This window comes from Ruegeria sp. CL6 (assembly GCF_056536465.1).
Window position 1 is genome coordinate 403,232 of record NZ_JBQFPR010000003.1, and the last position, 14,878, is coordinate 418,109.

Annotated in this window: 13 protein-coding genes; 8 read left to right on the forward strand and 5 right to left on the reverse strand. The window is 61.0% G+C overall.

Going from position 1 to position 14,878, the window contains the following annotated elements:
* Positions 1 to 18: 18 nt before the first annotated feature.
* From ACR0LH_RS11550 to ACR0LH_RS11560, 3 genes are read right to left on the reverse strand one after another with little or no spacing between them, the layout of a single operon-like run.
* Positions 19 to 402: a carboxymuconolactone decarboxylase family protein gene (locus tag ACR0LH_RS11550; RefSeq protein ID WP_170387281.1), complete on the reverse strand. Its 384-nt coding sequence runs from the start codon at positions 400 to 402 to the stop codon at positions 19 to 21.
* A gap of 42 nt (positions 403 to 444) precedes the next feature.
* A complete protein-coding gene (locus ACR0LH_RS11555) occupies positions 445 to 1,533 on the reverse strand; it encodes an aromatic ring-hydroxylating oxygenase subunit alpha (protein WP_480721056.1) in 1,089 nt (362 codons plus the stop codon).
* Complete coding sequence (locus ACR0LH_RS11560; RefSeq protein WP_480721057.1) at positions 1,530 to 2,417, reverse strand: MurR/RpiR family transcriptional regulator; 888 nt, start codon at positions 2,415 to 2,417, stop codon at positions 1,530 to 1,532. Before ACR0LH_RS11560 ends, ACR0LH_RS11555 begins: the two co-directional genes overlap by 4 nt.
* A 68-nt stretch (positions 2,418 to 2,485) precedes the next feature.
* Between ACR0LH_RS11560 and ACR0LH_RS11565 the strand changes: the two genes are divergently transcribed.
* The 7 genes from ACR0LH_RS11565 to ACR0LH_RS11595 all read left to right on the forward strand — a co-directional run bounded on the left by ACR0LH_RS11565 (position 2,486) and on the right by ACR0LH_RS11595 (position 11,300).
* Complete coding sequence (locus tag ACR0LH_RS11565; protein ID WP_480721059.1) at positions 2,486 to 4,942, forward strand: FAD-dependent oxidoreductase; 2,457 nt, start codon at positions 2,486 to 2,488, stop codon at positions 4,940 to 4,942.
* A complete protein-coding gene (locus ACR0LH_RS11570; RefSeq protein WP_480721060.1) occupies positions 4,939 to 6,021 on the forward strand; it encodes an alcohol dehydrogenase family protein in 1,083 nt (360 codons plus the stop codon). Before ACR0LH_RS11565 ends, ACR0LH_RS11570 begins: the two co-directional genes overlap by 4 nt.
* Entirely contained in the window at positions 6,018 to 6,593 is a 576-nt protein-coding gene (locus tag ACR0LH_RS11575) for a dimethylsulfonioproprionate lyase family protein (RefSeq protein ID WP_480721061.1), read from the forward strand. The genes ACR0LH_RS11570 and ACR0LH_RS11575 overlap by 4 nt, the downstream gene beginning before the upstream one ends.
* Positions 6,590 to 7,696, forward strand: coding sequence for a mandelate racemase/muconate lactonizing enzyme family protein (locus ACR0LH_RS11580; protein ID WP_480721062.1), 1,107 nt, complete (start codon positions 6,590 to 6,592; stop codon positions 7,694 to 7,696). Before ACR0LH_RS11575 ends, ACR0LH_RS11580 begins: the two co-directional genes overlap by 4 nt.
* Complete coding sequence (locus tag ACR0LH_RS11585) at positions 7,693 to 8,808, forward strand: mandelate racemase/muconate lactonizing enzyme family protein (protein WP_480721063.1); 1,116 nt, start codon at positions 7,693 to 7,695, stop codon at positions 8,806 to 8,808. Before ACR0LH_RS11580 ends, ACR0LH_RS11585 begins: the two co-directional genes overlap by 4 nt.
* A gap of 109 nt (positions 8,809 to 8,917) precedes the next feature.
* Complete coding sequence (locus ACR0LH_RS11590; protein ID WP_480721065.1) at positions 8,918 to 10,021, forward strand: mandelate racemase/muconate lactonizing enzyme family protein; 1,104 nt, start codon at positions 8,918 to 8,920, stop codon at positions 10,019 to 10,021.
* Between the two features lies 1 nt (position 10,022).
* Entirely contained in the window at positions 10,023 to 11,300 is a 1,278-nt protein-coding gene (locus ACR0LH_RS11595; RefSeq protein ID WP_480721066.1) for an aspartate aminotransferase family protein, read from the forward strand.
* Between the two features lie 231 nt (positions 11,301 to 11,531).
* Here the strand turns inward: ACR0LH_RS11595 and hemC are convergent, their stop codons facing one another.
* Complete coding sequence (gene hemC / locus ACR0LH_RS11600; RefSeq protein ID WP_480721068.1) at positions 11,532 to 12,491, reverse strand: hydroxymethylbilane synthase; 960 nt, start codon at positions 12,489 to 12,491, stop codon at positions 11,532 to 11,534.
* A 106-nt stretch (positions 12,492 to 12,597) separates the two neighbouring features.
* Here hemC and hemE point away from each other — a divergent pair, with 106 nt between their 5' ends.
* Complete coding sequence (hemE, locus tag ACR0LH_RS11605) at positions 12,598 to 13,632, forward strand: uroporphyrinogen decarboxylase (protein ID WP_480721070.1); 1,035 nt, start codon at positions 12,598 to 12,600, stop codon at positions 13,630 to 13,632.
* 82 nt (positions 13,633 to 13,714) lie between these two features.
* On the opposite strand, the gene ACR0LH_RS11610 is transcribed toward hemE, so the two are convergent.
* Positions 13,715 to 14,803 (reverse strand): CaiB/BaiF CoA transferase family protein, encoded by a 1,089-nt coding sequence (locus ACR0LH_RS11610; RefSeq protein WP_480721072.1) that lies wholly within the window; start codon positions 14,801 to 14,803, stop codon positions 13,715 to 13,717.
* Positions 14,804 to 14,878: the final 75 nt, after the last annotated feature.

Below are 14,878 nucleotides of genomic sequence, written 5' to 3' on the forward strand. Positions count from 1 at the left end.
TGCCGCGTGTCGGGTCGGTTAAGTGTATCCCAGAACCTTGCGTGCGACGCGGAAGCATTCCAACGCCTGCGGGACGCCGCAGTAGATGCCGATCACGTGAATGATGGCGCGGATTTCTTCGGGGGATACACCGTTGTTGATCGCGCCTTTGCAGTGGATTTCCCATTCGTGCATCTTGCCCAATGCGCCGATCATCGACAGGTTCATCATCGACCGCGTCTTGGCGTCGATCACGTCATCACCCCAGCCAAAGCCCCAGCACCATGCGGTCATGGCCTCTTGAAACGGGCGGGTGAAGTCATCGGCTGCGGCCAGATTCTTCTCGACATATTCCGCGCCCAGAGTGCTTTTGCGTTGTTCCAACCCTTTCAGGAACAGGTCTTCGTCGAAAATATCTGCCATTTTATCCTCTGCTGTTCAGGTCTCGGTCGCTTGCGCAGGGCGTCAGTCCACGGCCTCGCGCATCCATTGCTGTAGCCGGGCGATCGAGTGTTCCGACATCACACCACAACTGGGGTCCACGACCAATGGTCCGGGGCGGTAGCCGCGGGATTTCAGGCCGCGATGAACGGATTCCACCAGACGGATATCTTCTTCCACGGTGGTTTCACGGTCTTGCACGGCCAGTTGCCGGATCACGGCGCTTTCGGATCCACCCTCGGTGTACCAGCCGCGCCAGACGGTGCAGTGATCGGCGTCATGCGCGCGCCAGTGATAGGTGTTCAGTACGTTGCCGGGGTAGCACTGGAATGAGAACATCGGCCACAGGAACCACGACTGATAGTCGCCCGCGTGCGGCACTGACATGTCGATTGGATAGGTCATCTTGTCGAGGCTCTGACACTCGGTCGTGTGCCGCAGGACGTAACCGCCGCTGGCGTCTGGCTGAATGTCATATGTCTCGGGCTTGACAACACCTTCGGCGAAGGTCGGGTGGTTGGTCGGGCAGTGATAGCATTCCGAGTAGTTCTCGATACTGACCTTCCAGTTGCAGTTTTCTTGGATTTCCACCCACTCCAACGGTTCCAGATCGTCAATATGCGGGATAAAGGCGCGGATTTCCTCGCGCACGCCGGGGTACCACTCGTCCATGGGTGCTGCGTCATCATCGAGGTTGACGAAGATGAAGCCGTTGAACACTTCGGTCCGCACCGAGGTCAGGCAGATCGCGCTGCGGTCGAAACCGGGAACCGATTTGATATTCGGCCCGGCGCGCAATTGGCCTGTCAGCTCATAAGTCCACGCGTGATAAGGGCAGACGACCACGCGGGTATTGCCTGCGCCGCTGACCATCTCATGGGCGCGGTGTTGACAGACGTTGTAGAAGGTGCGGATTTCACCGTCGCGGCCCCGGATGCAGAACAGGTTCTGCCCCGCGATCTCGAACGCGAAATAGTCGCCCGGTTCGCGCACCTGTGCCACGTGCCCGGCGAATTGCCACGTTCGGGCCAGAAGCCCCTGCATTTCCTGCGCGAAGATCGCGGGATCGGTATAATAGCGCGCGTCCAGTGAGTGGGTGAGGGGGGCGTTCATTCAGGCTCCTCCGCGTAGAGGCCAAGTTGGTGTCTGCGTTGGTGAAACCGATCCACCCGTTCGACGATTTCGTCGCTCGATACGGCCACCACAAAGGACAGCAGCGTTTCCAGCAAAGCGATGGTCGAAACGGATGACGGGAAGAATTGCGGCGTATCGGCGGCCACGACGAAACCGTGCTGCGCGTTCAGAATAACCGGACTGGCCGGGCTGTCCGAGATGCCCACCACAGTCAGCCCCTGTTGCCGGGCCAGTTTGATCGCGTCGATCACCTCGGTCCGATAGGGGTGGCAGGTGATGGCAATCAGCACGTCCTGTTCATCGGCCCAGGCCAGATCGTCCACAGGGGTCGATCCGGGGCGAGGGATGGCGTGGAACTGCTTCATTCCCGTTGACGCAAGATAGGTGAAATTGCGGGCGTTCGCGTTATTCACGCCGACGCCCAGTGTGAAGATTTGGCGGCATTTCCAGATATCTTCGGCCGCGGCCTTCAGGCGGGCCGCATCTATCCCGGCAAAGGTTTCCTCGATATTGCGGATCGCGGCACCAACCATATCGGCGTAAAGCCCGCCCAACTCGCCCGATTTCCCGATATCCTGCAACCAGCGGGCGCGATCGGGGAAGGACACGCCGCCCTGCCGAATCGCGTCGCGAAACGGGGCGCGGAAATCCTCATAGCCTTCAAAGCCTACTTGCCGGGCCATGCGGACAAAGGTGTTGGGCTTGACCTTCGCGGCCTCGGCAATCTCGCGCACTGTGGAAACCCCAACGTCTGTTGGGTTTTCCAGCACATAGCGCGCGGCCTTCTGCGCCTCGGGTGTCAGGGCGTCCCATTCCGCGCTCAGGCGGTCGAGAACGATTGATGATACATTTGTGTCATTCATGATTGACGATGGTACAAATGTGGAATTAGCCTGTCGAGCAGAAAAGCGACTCGGGAAGAGGAAATGTCATGTCCGAGAAGAAATTGCCCGCCCACACCCGCGTGGTCATCGTCGGAGGCGGCGTCATGGGAGTCGGTCTGGCCTATCATCTGGCGCATGAAGGCTGGGGCGAAGACACTGTCCTGCTGGAAAAGGCCGAGCTGACTAGCGGCAGCACTTGGCACGCGGCAGGGCAGATCACGCATTCGACCTCAAGCTTTGGGCTGGGCAAATGCGTGGACTACAACATTGGCCTGTATTCCGGCGCATTGGAGGCCGAGACGGGCCAGCCGGTGACATGGCATGGCTGTGGCTCATTCCGTCTGGCCTATACCGAGGATGAGATGGACTGGTTGCGCCACACCTTGTCGGTGGGTCGCTCGCTGGGGTTCAACATCGAACTGGTCGGCCCCGAGAAGGTGGCCGAGCTGCACCCGTTCTACAATTTAGATGGTGTGTTGGGTGCGCTGCACACGCCGGATGACGGCCACGTGGACCCGACCAATGTGACTATGGCAATGGCGGCTGGTGCACGTCAGAAAGGCGTCCGCATCTTCCGCAATTGTCGCGCCACCAACATCACACAGGCCGAGAACGGTGAATGGGTGGTGGAAACCGAACAGGGCACCATCACCTGCGAGCATGTGGTGAACGCGGGCGGCACCTATGCGCGTCAGATGGGCGAATGGTCGGGGCTGCAACTGCCGATGACCTCGATGACGCACCATTATTTCGTGACCGAGCCGGTGCCCGAGTTCCAAAACCTCGACACCGAACTGCCGGTGATCCGCGATGACCGCAAAGTCTCGGGCTATATCCGGATGGAGCAAAATCGCGGTCTGATCGGGATTTATGAGAAAGAGAACCCCAACTCGGTCTGGCATGATCATTGCCCGTGGGAATACGAGAACTGGTTGTTTGATGCGGATTACGACCGGGTGATGCCGTGGCTGGAAGAAAGCCTGAACCGGATGCCGATCTTTGCCGAGCTGGGCATTCAACGTGACGTGCATGGGGCGATTTCGCATCCGCCGGACGGGAACCCTTTGATCGGGCCTGCGCCGGGGGTTCGGAATTACTGGTGCTGCTGCGGGACGCAGATCGGGATCGGCTGGGGGCCGGGGCTGACGCGTGAGCTGGCGCGCTGGATGGTGCATGGGGCGGCCGATATCTCGATGCGGGAATTCGATCCGCGCCGGTTCGGTAGCTATGCCATCAAAGACTGGCAGGTGATCAAGGCCGAGGAAGACTATTGCCTGCGCCACGAAATCCCCTTTCCACATTTCAACAGGCTAGAGGGACGTCCGATCAAGCCTTCGCCTTTATATGAGCTGCTGAAGTCCAAGGGCGCGGTGCATGAGGAGGTCTACGGTTTTGAACGCCCCCGCTGGTTCGCCCGCAATGGGGTCGAGCAGCGCGATCACTATTCCTTCCGCCGCACCCCCACCGATGACATGGTCGCGGCTGAGGTCAAAGCGGTGCGCGAACGTGTCGGCATCATGGACGTGACAGCCTTTACCAAGGTCGAGGTTTCCGGCCCGGACGCTTATGCCCTACTGGACCGGCTGACCGCCAACCGGATGCCGCAAAAGGTTGGCTCGATCACGCTGACGCATATGCTGAACCGCCGGGGCAGGATCGAGTTGGAGACGACCATCGTTCGTATGGCCGAAGACCGCTTCTATCTGGTCTGTGCGGCGTTCTTTGAACAACGCCTGTTGGATCATCTGGCCCAGCAGCGTGCGGATGAGGATGTTCAGATCACCGCTCTATCCGCTGACTGGTCGGCGCTGTCACTGAACGGCCCACGGTCGCGGGACGTTTTGGCGCGCTGCACTGATGCCGATCTGACCAATGCCGGGTTCCGCTGGCTGTCCGCGCAAGAGATTACGATCGCAGGTCATCAGGTCTGGGCCTTCCGCATGTCCTATGCCGGTGAGTTGGGGTGGGAATTGCACATGCCCAACGCCGCCTGTCTGGATGTTTACTCCGCACTTTGGGCGGCGGGCGAACCGCTCGGCATCGCCGACTATGGCAGCTTTGCCATGAACGTGATGCGGATGGAGAAGGGGTTCAAAGGCGCGGGCGAGCTGACCAATGAGGTCACTCTGGCCGAAGCCGATGTGCTGCGCTTTGCCCGCACCGACAAGGACTATCTGGGTAAGGATAAGACATTGAACGCCGACCTGCCGTGGATTTGCGCCTATCTGGAAATCGAACCGGATGGCGAGATCGACGGTCATGGCGCAGAAGCGGTCGTGCTGGATGGCCGCGTCGTCGGCTCGACCGCATCGGTGGCCTATGGGCACACGGTCGGCAAGATCCTCGCCTTCGCCTATATCAAACCCGAGGCCGCCACGCCCGGTACGGCATTGCAGGCCATCATCCACGGCCAACCCCGCGCGGCTCGCGTGCTGGGCGAACCGGCTTATGATCCGCAAAGCCTGCTGCCGCGCACTGATGCTATAATGGAGGCCGCGCAATGACCCTGCCCGATACAATGAAAGCCATGGTCACGATGGGCCATGGCGGGTTAGAGCAAATGGTGCTGCACAAAGACTGGCCCCGCCCCGAACCTGCGGCCCATGAGGTGCTGATCAAAGTCGCCGCTTGCGGTCTGAACAACACGGATGTGAACACACGATCCGGCTGGTACTCCAAAACAGTCACCGACGCGACCACAGGCGGCGCGTTTGACGAGGTGGGCGAGGAAGACCCCACATGGGGCGGCAACCCGATCACCTTCCCGCGCATCCAAGGGGCCGATATCTGTGGCCACATCGTTGCTGTCGGTGCAGGCGTTGATCCCGCCCGTATCGGTCAGCGTGTGATCACTGACGGCTGGCTGCGCGACCCGGATGACCCCGGAAACAAGGACAAAACCGGCTACTACGGCTCGGAACGGGATGGAGGGTTTGCCGAATACGCCACCACGCTGGCCGTGAATGCCGTGCCGATCACCTCTGACCTGTCGGATGCAGAACTGGCGACGTTTTCCTGTTCCTACTCAACAGCCGAAGGGATGCTGACCCGCGCCAATGTCACCGCGAAAGACACGGTCTTGGTGCCCGGAGCTTCGGGCGGGGTCGGAGGCGCATTGGTGCAACTGGCCAAACGGCGCGGTGCGCGGGTGATTGCGCTGGCGTCCGAGGCGAAACACGCCGACGTCGCCCAACTTGGACCCGACAGAATCCTGCCACGCGCGCCTGACAACCTGCGTGCGGCGCTGGGTGACGAAAAAATCACTGTGGTCGCAGATGTGGTCGGTGGCCCCTATTGGCCGACCCTGATCGACATCCTTGAACGTGGTGGGCGCTATACCTGTTCCGGTGCGATCGCAGGGCCGATGGTGGATTTTGACCTGCGCACCTTCTACCTGCGCGACCTGACCTTCACCGGCTCGACCGTGATTGACCCGCAGGTCATGCAAAACCTCGTCAAATATATCGAGGCGGGTCAGATCAAACCCGCCCTCGCCGCAACATATCCTCTGGAAGACCTGCGTGAGGCGCAGGCGGCCTTCATCGCCAAACAGCACACCGGCAACATCGTGGTGATCCCATGACTATGGATGATGTCCTCAAAGCCGCCCAACAGTTGCACCACGCGCATCCCGATCTGGCCGCGTTCGGAGACTGGCCGGATGATCTGCGCGCCGTTGACGTGCCACCAAACGCGATCCCTGCGGTGCCTCTGGTGCAGGCGATTGAGCCCGACGCTGGGCCAACCAAAGCCCTGACCGAGGCAATCCGGGCAACCGCACATCTGGCCGATTGGAAAGTGACTTATACCGAGGATGAGGTCGGTGCGGATTTCCTGAGCCGGTATGGCTATTATGAGCTGTTTGGCCCGTCAGGTCACTTCCACTCGACCCGGTTGCGGGGATACGTGGCCTTTTGGGGGGCGGGTCTGACCTATGACTGGCACAGTCATCAGGCCGAAGAGCTTTACCTGATCGTTGCGGGCAGCGCGCGGTTCAAGGTCGACGGCAATGAGGCCGATCTTGTTCCCAATCAAACCCGGCTTCACAACAGTTGGCAAAGCCACGCCATGTCCACCACCGATCGCCCGATCCTGACCTATGTTCTGTGGCGAGGGGAAGGTTTGGACGATCTGCCCCGGATGGACGCCGCATGAAGATCACCCGCATCCGCATCTACCAAACCGGGCTGCCCTATGTGGGCGGAGCCTATGTGTGGGGTGCGGGCAACGCGATTGAGGTGGCGGTGGCCTCAGTTGTGGTCATCGACACGGATGCCGGTCTGCAGGGCTGTGGAGAGTTTACCCCTTGCGGAGAAAACTACATGGTCGCGCATTCCGAAGGCGTGCCCGCCTTGGCACGGCTGGTCGCGCCGAAGCTACTGGGTGAGGATCCACGACAGGTTGGACGGATCGAACAGCTTATGGACCATTTGGTTCAGGGGCACGGGTATGCCAAAGCACCGTTCGACGCGGCGTGCTGGGATTTGTTGGGTCAGGCGTGCGATCAACCCGTCTGGATGCTGCTGGGCGGAAAGCTGACCGATGGCGCTCCGATGTACCGCGTTGCGCCGCAGAAGGCGCTGGATGAGACCGTAGCCGAGATGAACGCCTATCGCGATCAGGGCTACCGCCAGTTCCAGATCAAGGTGGGTGCGGATTGGGCCTCAGATATCGACCGGATCCGTGCCGCGATCCCGTTGCTGCAACCGGGCGAAAAGGCGATGGCCGACGCCAATCAGGGCTGGCGCGTGGACAATGCGATCCGGGTCGCACGGGCGACGCGCGATCTGGACTATATCCTCGAACAGCCCTGCCGCACGTATGAGGAATGTCAGCAGGTCCGCCGAGTCGCAGAACAGCCGATGAAGCTGGACGAGTGCCTGACGGGTATGCACATGGCGCAACGCATCGTTGCGGACAAAGGGGCCGAGTTCTGCTGTCTGAAACTGTCCAATCTTGGCGGGCTCAGCAAGGCGCGGCGGGTGCGCGACTACCTGATTGAAAACCGCATTCCCGTGGTGGCTGAAGATACATGGGGTGGGGAAATCACCTCTGCTACGGTCGCCCATTTTGCTGCCTCGACGCCCGCAGACTACCTGCAAAACACCACCGACCTGATGAATTATAACACCCGATCCACTGGAATCGGCGGAGCTGTGTCGCGAAACGGCAAGCTCTACGTCTCGGACGCGTCAGGATTAGGCGTTACCCCAGATTTTGAAAGCCTCGGCATCCCCGTGGCGGAGTACGCGTTATGAAAATCAAAACCATCACCGTCTACCACGTCGACCTGCCGCTAGAGCATCCCTACTGGCTGTCCGGTGGACGGCTGAAGTTTGAAACGCTCGACGCGACGCTGGTAAAGATCGAAACGGATACCGGCCTGACAGGTTGGGGCGAGGGCACACCCTGGGGCCACACCTACGTGCCCGCCCACGGCCCGGGCATCCGCGCCGGGATCGAAACCATGGCCCCTTTCATTCTGGGCCTCGACCCGCGCAGGGTTCTGGAGGTTGAGCGCGCGATGGACACCGCGCTGCCAGGCCACCTCTATGCCAAAAGTCCGATCGACATGGCCTGCTGGGATATTGCAGGACAGGCGGCAGGGTTGCCGATTGCCGACCTGATGGGCGGCGGCTCGCGTACACCGCGCCCGATCGCCTCATCCGTCGGTGCCAAAACCGCCGAAGAAACCCGAAAGGTCATGGACCGCTACCGCAGCCGGGGCTACGTCGCCCATTCGGTCAAAATCGGCGGAGAAGTCGAACGCGATATCGCCCGCGTCCGCGATGTAGAGAGTATTCGCCGCCCCGGTGAAATCGTCCTTTATGACGTGAACCGGGGTTGGACCCGTCAACAGGCGCTGAGGGTTATGAAAGCCTGCGAACCGCTGAGCGTGATGTTTGAGCAGCCCTGCGAGTCCCTCGACGATATCGCCGCCATCGCGGGCCGCCACGCCGCGCCGGTATCCGTGGATGAAAGCCTCGTCACCTTGCAAGACGCAACGCGCATTGCCCGCGATGGTGTGGCCGAGGTGTTCGGGATCAAACTCAACCGCGTCGGTGGCCTGACCAAGGCCGCCCGGATGCGCGACATCGCACTGGCCCACGGGATCGACATGTTCGTCATGGCAACTGGTGGCTCCGTTCTGGCCGATACCGAAGCCCTGCATCTGGCCGCCACGATCCCCGATGAAAACTGCCACGCGGTCTGGGCCTGTCAGGACATGATCACCGTCGACATCGCTGGCGGTCGCGGCCCTCGCAACACGGACGGCCACCTGCACCTGCCCGAAACCCCGGGCCTCGGCGTCCATCCCGACGAAGACGCCCTCGGCCCCCCAATCGCCACCTACGAGGTCCCGCGATGATCCGACCCTTCATCTGGCCAAAAATATCCCGGGGCGTGAATTGGCCGCAGGCCAAGAGAGGGGCTGGCCCCTCTGACTGCACGACATCACCACCCAAAGGACGGCCGCAATGAAGATCACCAAGCTCACCCTATGGTCCGTCGACCTCGCCAGCCATGAGACCTACCACATGGCCGAAGGTAAAACCTGCGCCACGGTCAAAACCCATGTCCTGTGCCTTGAGACGGATACTGGCCTCAAAGGGTGGGGCGAGGTCTGTCCGATCCCGCACTACCTTCCCGCCTATGCCGATGGTGTCCCCTCAGCGATCACCGAAATGGCCCCGGAAATCCTCGGGGTTTCGCCTTTCGGGGCCGACGCGCCCATGCGCAAGCTCGACGGCCAATTGCAAGGCCACCGCTACGCCAAATCCGCCGTCGATATTGCCCTTTGGGACCTGTTCGGCCAAGCCACAGGACAGCCGGTCTATGCCTTGCTGGGCGGACGCACGCGCAAGGACATGCCGCTCTACCATTCGATTACCTGCATCGCCCCGGATGAGATGGCCCGCATCGCGCAAACTGCGTATCAGACCGGTATTCGCCAATTTCAGGTCAAGCTGGGGGTCGAAGCCGACTGGCAGGCCGACGCAGAACGCCTGATCAAAGTGCGCGAGGCCGTGGGACCGGGGCCGTTGGTTTACGGCGACTGGAACTGCGGGGCTTCTCGCCTTCAGGCCACGCGGACAGGCCGTGCGGTTGCGCATCTGGATGTGATGCTGGAACAGCCCTGCAAAACGCTGGACGACTGCGCCGCGGTCCGTCAAGCCACCGGGCTGCCGATGAAGATCGACGAAAACGCCCATGATCTGGCCTCGCTGCTGCGCGCGCACCAGTTGGGCTGCATGGATGCCGTGGCGCTGAAACTGTCCAAATTCGGAGGGCTTTCAGCCATGCGCCGCGCCCGCGATCTGACCGTACATCTCGGGGCCGAGATTTGCGCCGAATGCACTTGGGGGTCGGATATTGTCACTGCCGCGTCGCTGCACTTTGCTGCCTCAACACCGCGGGGGTCGTTGCTGAACACCTGTGATCTGTCCTCCTACGTGGCTCCACGCCTTTGCCCGGATTCACCAAACCGTGACAACGGTCGTATTGCTCCGCCCGAAGGTCCGGGCTTAGGTGTCGCCCCTGACCCGGATGTCCTTGGTTCCCCAATATTGGAGATCGTCTGAGATGCTCAAGATCAACACTCAATCCGAATGGATCGCCCGTGCGAATGAGGTCCTGCCCGCCGGGGGATTTGGCAATTTCGACCCCGGCATCATCATCGCTCGTGGCGAGGGCAGCCATGTCTGGGATGAGGACGGCAATGAATATATCGACTACCTGATCGGCTCTGGCCCGATGCTGCTGGGCCACGGCCACCTCGAGGTAATGGAGGCGGTGCTGGAGCAACTGCCCAAGGGTATGACCTTTTTTGCCAATAACGCCAAGGGGATCGAACTCGCCGAGGCGATCATCGACGCCGTGCCGTGCTGCGAACAGGTGCGTTTTGTCGCCTCGGGCGGCGAGGCGGATATGTACGCCATCCGTCTGGCCCGCGCCTATACCGGTCGCGACAAGATTTTGAAGTTCGAGGGCGGCTATCACGGCATGAGCGCCGAAGCACAAATGAGCCTCGCCCCCAGCCGTCGGGTCAACTTTCCACAAGCGGTGCCCGACAGCGCCGGGATACCTGCGGGCGTGGCTGAACAGATGCTGATCGCGCCGTTCAATGATCTGGACGCCGTTGCAGCCCTGCTGAACGAACATGACGATATTGCCGCGATCATGGTCGAACCCTTGCAACGGATCATCCCGCCCTTGCCCGGATACCTGCAAGGGCTGCGCGACCTGTGCGATAAGCACAATGTCCTGCTGATCTTTGACGAGATCGTCACCGGGTTCCGCTTGGCCTATGGCGGCGCGCAGGAGAAATACGGCGTGACGCCCGATATCTGCACGCTGGGCAAGATCATCGGCGGCGGGTTCCCGTTGGCCGCGCTGGGCGCAAGCACAGAGATCATGAAACATTTCGACAAGGATCACGTAGGCGAGGGCGGGTGGCTGATGCAGCTCGGAACCCTGTCCGGCAACCCTGTGGCTTCGGTCGCGGGCCTGAAGACGATGGAGGTTCTGCGACGCGACGGGGTCTATGATCAATTGCGCGCGACAGGAGCAGCGCTTCAGCAGATGCAGGTCGCGGCATTGAACCACGCGGGGATTCCGCATCGGATTTGCGGCGATGAAACCCTGTTCGATATCTATTTCACAGACGCCGATTGCCGCGATTACCGCAGCGCTAAGCATGATGATCCACATCGCAACGTGATTTACAACAACAGCTTACGGGCGAGTGGCATCTTCAAGTCGCCGGGCAAGCTCTATCCTTCCTTGGCAGTGACGGAAGCAGACCTGCAACAGACCAAGCACGCGGTTGAAAAAGCGGTTCAGATGATTGCCAATGCCTGAACGGATTGAGCTGGAACAAATAAACGGGCCGCTGCCAGTTCATGACAGCGGCCCTGACTGATTGGATGTCCGGGGCAGCGCCTCGCCCCCTCGAATACCACTTAAAAATACGGACAGACTTGCAAACTTTCGACTTTTTCGAGAGCGGCCCGGCGTCTCAATCGGTGTATCCGTATCTTTGCAGCCTGTTGCTGTGCCTACAGTGAAGTAGTTCACATTGCGGAATTTTTCTCAACTTCTCCAGTCAAAAAATCCTGAGCCCGCTTTCTGCAACAGCGTTTCGGCCATGGCGCGGCCCATCTCAGGCCCATCGGCAACCGCGCCGGTGAGGACTTCCGAGATAGCCTCGGACCCGTCCGGGCGCAGAACCTCACCCCGCAGGCGCAGGTGGCCGTCCTGTATTTCGGCAAGGCCGGCGATTGGCGTCTCGCACGAGCCGTCCAGCGCGGCCAGCAGCGCGCGTTCGGCGGCCAGTCGCTGCCCGGTTTCCGCGTGGTGGATGGCTTCGAGCATACAAGCTGCGCGGGAATCGTCGCTGCGGCGTTCGATGCCGATAGTGCCTTGGGCGATAGCGGGCAGCATGTCTTCGGGCGCAATGGCGGTCGCGGGAACGTCGTCCATGTTCAGGCGGCGGATACCGGCCATGGCCAGAAAGGTGCAATCGGCCACGCCGTCGGCCAGTTTCTTGAGGCGGGTCTGCACATTGCCGCGAAATTCAACGACCTCTAAATCAGGGCGCCGGTTCAGCAATTGCGCCCGACGGCGCATCGATGACGTGCCGACCACCGCGCCCTGCGGCAGGTCATGGATAGAACTGAGGCTGGGCGAGATGAAGGCGTCGCGCACATCCTCGCGCGGCAGGAATGTGTCCAGCACCAGCCCTGCGGGTTGTTCCACAGGCATGTCCTTGGTCGAATGCACCGCGATGTCGATCTCGCCACGCAGCATCGCCTCTTCGATTTCCTTGGTGAACAGCCCCTTGTTGCCGATCTCTTTCAACGGGCGGTCCGCGTCGATCATGGCGCGGTTGTCGCCGGTGGTCTTGATGACCACGATCTCGAAGGCCCCATCCGGTAGGTCGAACGCCGCGCCCAGTCGCTGCCGCGTCTCATAGGCTTGTGCCAGCGCCAGAGGCGATCCTCGGGTGCCGATTTTCAGTGGTGAAGCGGGAGAGGGCAGGGTCAGTGTCATACGCTCAGCTTTAGTCGCGTCACATTGCCCTGACAATGGGGGCAGAGCTTGACAAATTGCCACTGAGGGCCGACCCGTGGCGCAAACCTGATGATTGGGGGCAGACATGGCCGAGACAAAGAAACTGCTGCGGGCGCTGGCGGGTGAGGTGCAGGACGTGCCGCCGATCTGGATGATGCGTCAGGCCGGGCGGTATCTGCCTGAATATCGCGCGACGCGAGCACAGGCGGGGGACTTTCTGTCCCTGTGCTATAACCCCGAACTGGCGGCCGAGGTCACCTTGCAGCCGATCCGCCGCTATGGGTTCGACGCGGCGATCCTGTTTGCCGATATCCTGCTTGTGCCGCAAGCGCTGGGCGCTGATCTGTGGTTCGTGACCGGCGAGGGGCCACGTCTGTCGACCATCACCCAGCAAGCGGAATTTGATGCGCTGAAGCCCGTGGACGCGATCCACGAGACGCTGTCTCCGGTCTATGAGACGGTCCGCATCCTGTCTCGTGAATTGCCGTCCGAGACGACTCTGATCGGGTTCGCAGGTGCGCCGTGGACGGTAGCCACCTATATGATCGCCGGGCGCGGTACACCGGATCAAGGCCCGGCCCATGTGCTGCGCGAAGGGAATGTGGCACTGTTCGAGGCGCTGCTGGAGCGGATCACGCTAGCGACGATCGAATACCTTTCAGCCCAGATCGAGGCCGGGGCCGAGGTGGTCAAGATATTTGATAGCTGGGCCGGGTCTTTGAAGGGGGACGCGTTCCAGAAATACGCAGTTGAGCCATGCCGTGTGATCACTCAGGCGATCAAGCAACGTCATCCGGGCATTCCGGTGATCGGTTTCCCACGCGAGGCCGGGGATGGGTATATCGGGTTCGCCAAGGCGACCGGTGTAGACTGCGTGGCCTTGGATAACTCGGTCTCGCCTGACTGGGCGGCCGATCACGTGCAGGTGGACGGCTGTGTGCAGGGCAATCTGGCCTCGTCCCATATGGTGACGGGCGGGCAGGCTTTGGTGGATGAGACGCACAAGATCGTCGAGGCCTTTTCCAAAGGGCCGCATATTTTCAATCTTGGGCATGGGATCACGCCGGATGCAGATCCTGAGAACGTGCAGTTGATGATTGATACGGTGCGATCGCGGTAAGCTGGTGGAAGGGGGCCAGCCCCCTTCTTGGCCTGCGGCCAATTCATCCCCCGGGATATTTTTAGCCAGATGAAGAGGCGGATCAGCGCTTTTGGTTGAGCTCGTCCAGAATCTCTGAGCGGTGTTCTCCGCGTGAAGGGCTGGGTTTTGGTTGCCATACGTGGTTTGAAAAGCGCGGTGCTGCGGCGGCCTGGAGGTCTCCTTCGATGTCCTGCCACGTCTGGCGCGCTTTGTTCATGGGATGGGACTGCGCCTGTTCGGGGCTGAGGACAGGTGCGACGCAGGCGTCGGTTTTGTGGAAAAGCGCCGCCCAGTGGTCGCGGGGGTGTTGGACGAAAATCTCGGTCAGGCGCGCGGTGAGTTTTGGCCACAGATTAGGGTCGTATTGTTTATTGAAGTCAGGGTCCTGTGACAGCCCCAGCGTTTTGAGGAACTCAGCGTAGAATTTTGGTTCGAGGCATTGCACCGTGATGAACCCGCCATCGGCGCAGGTATAGGTGCGGCTCCAATGGGGGCCGTCCAGCAGGCTATGGCCGCGGGTTTCCGACAAGTTGCCGGTTTGACGCATGCTCATGAGCAGGTTCATCATATGCGCCGAGCCGTCATAGATGGCGGCATCGACAACGGTACCCTGACCTGTGCGCTGCGCGTTGATCAGGCCGGCCAGTATGCCTGTGACAAGATACATCGCGCCGCCGCCAATATCGCCCACCAATGTTGCCGGCGTCTGTGGTACCTGCCCTGCTGCCGAGGCGTACCAGAGCGCGCCGGACATTGCGATATAGTTCAGGTCGTGGCCGGCCCTATCCGATAGGGGGCTGTCCTGTCCCCAGCCCGTCATTCGGCCATAGACCAGTTTGGAGTTGAGGGAGTGGCACGTCTCGGGGCTGAGGCCGAGCTTTTCCATCACGCCGGGGCGGAAGCCTTCGATCAATGCGTCGGCTGACGAAATCAGGCGTCTGGCGATTTCAAGATCGGCTGCGTCCTTGAGGTTCAGGTCTATGGACCGTTTCCCGCGATCCAGAACGGACGTCTCGGGCATTCCGGGGGTGGCGGGCTGGCCCTTGCGGTGGATGGTGACGACATCCGCACCAAGGTCGGCCAGCAGCATGGCCGCGAACGGGCCTGGGCCCAAGCCTTCGATCTCGATGATCCGGGTTCCGTGCAGCATGTTGCCTCCTTTGATTGACGCAGGTTTCCGGGGCTGCCTTGGAAATGCAAGACCGGATTTTCGCGACTTGCAAGA

Excerpts from the sequence above, each read along its gene's own strand:
- ACR0LH_RS11555 (WP_480721056.1), bottom strand. The coding sequence starts at position 1,533 with ATGAACGCCCCCCTCACCCACTCACTGGACGCGCGCTATTATACCGAT.
- hemC (WP_480721068.1), bottom strand. The coding sequence starts at position 12,491 with ATGACACTGACCCTGCCCTCTCCCGCTTCACCACTGAAAATCGGCACC.
- ACR0LH_RS11570 (WP_480721060.1), top strand. The coding sequence starts at position 4,939 with ATGACCCTGCCCGATACAATGAAAGCCATGGTCACGATGGGCCATGGC.
- ACR0LH_RS11550 (WP_170387281.1), bottom strand. The coding sequence starts at position 402 with ATGGCAGATATTTTCGACGAAGACCTGTTCCTGAAAGGGTTGGAACAA.
- hemE (WP_480721070.1), top strand. The coding sequence starts at position 12,598 with ATGGCCGAGACAAAGAAACTGCTGCGGGCGCTGGCGGGTGAGGTGCAG.
- ACR0LH_RS11580 (WP_480721062.1), top strand. The coding sequence starts at position 6,590 with ATGAAGATCACCCGCATCCGCATCTACCAAACCGGGCTGCCCTATGTG.
- ACR0LH_RS11560 (WP_480721057.1), bottom strand. The coding sequence starts at position 2,417 with ATGAATGACACAAATGTATCATCAATCGTTCTCGACCGCCTGAGCGCG.
- ACR0LH_RS11595 (WP_480721066.1), top strand. The coding sequence starts at position 10,023 with ATGCTCAAGATCAACACTCAATCCGAATGGATCGCCCGTGCGAATGAG.
- ACR0LH_RS11575 (WP_480721061.1), top strand. The coding sequence starts at position 6,018 with ATGACTATGGATGATGTCCTCAAAGCCGCCCAACAGTTGCACCACGCG.
- ACR0LH_RS11585 (WP_480721063.1), top strand. The coding sequence starts at position 7,693 with ATGAAAATCAAAACCATCACCGTCTACCACGTCGACCTGCCGCTAGAG.
- ACR0LH_RS11610 (WP_480721072.1), bottom strand. The coding sequence starts at position 14,803 with ATGCTGCACGGAACCCGGATCATCGAGATCGAAGGCTTGGGCCCAGGC.
- ACR0LH_RS11565 (WP_480721059.1), top strand. The coding sequence starts at position 2,486 with ATGTCCGAGAAGAAATTGCCCGCCCACACCCGCGTGGTCATCGTCGGA.
- ACR0LH_RS11590 (WP_480721065.1), top strand. The coding sequence starts at position 8,918 with ATGAAGATCACCAAGCTCACCCTATGGTCCGTCGACCTCGCCAGCCAT.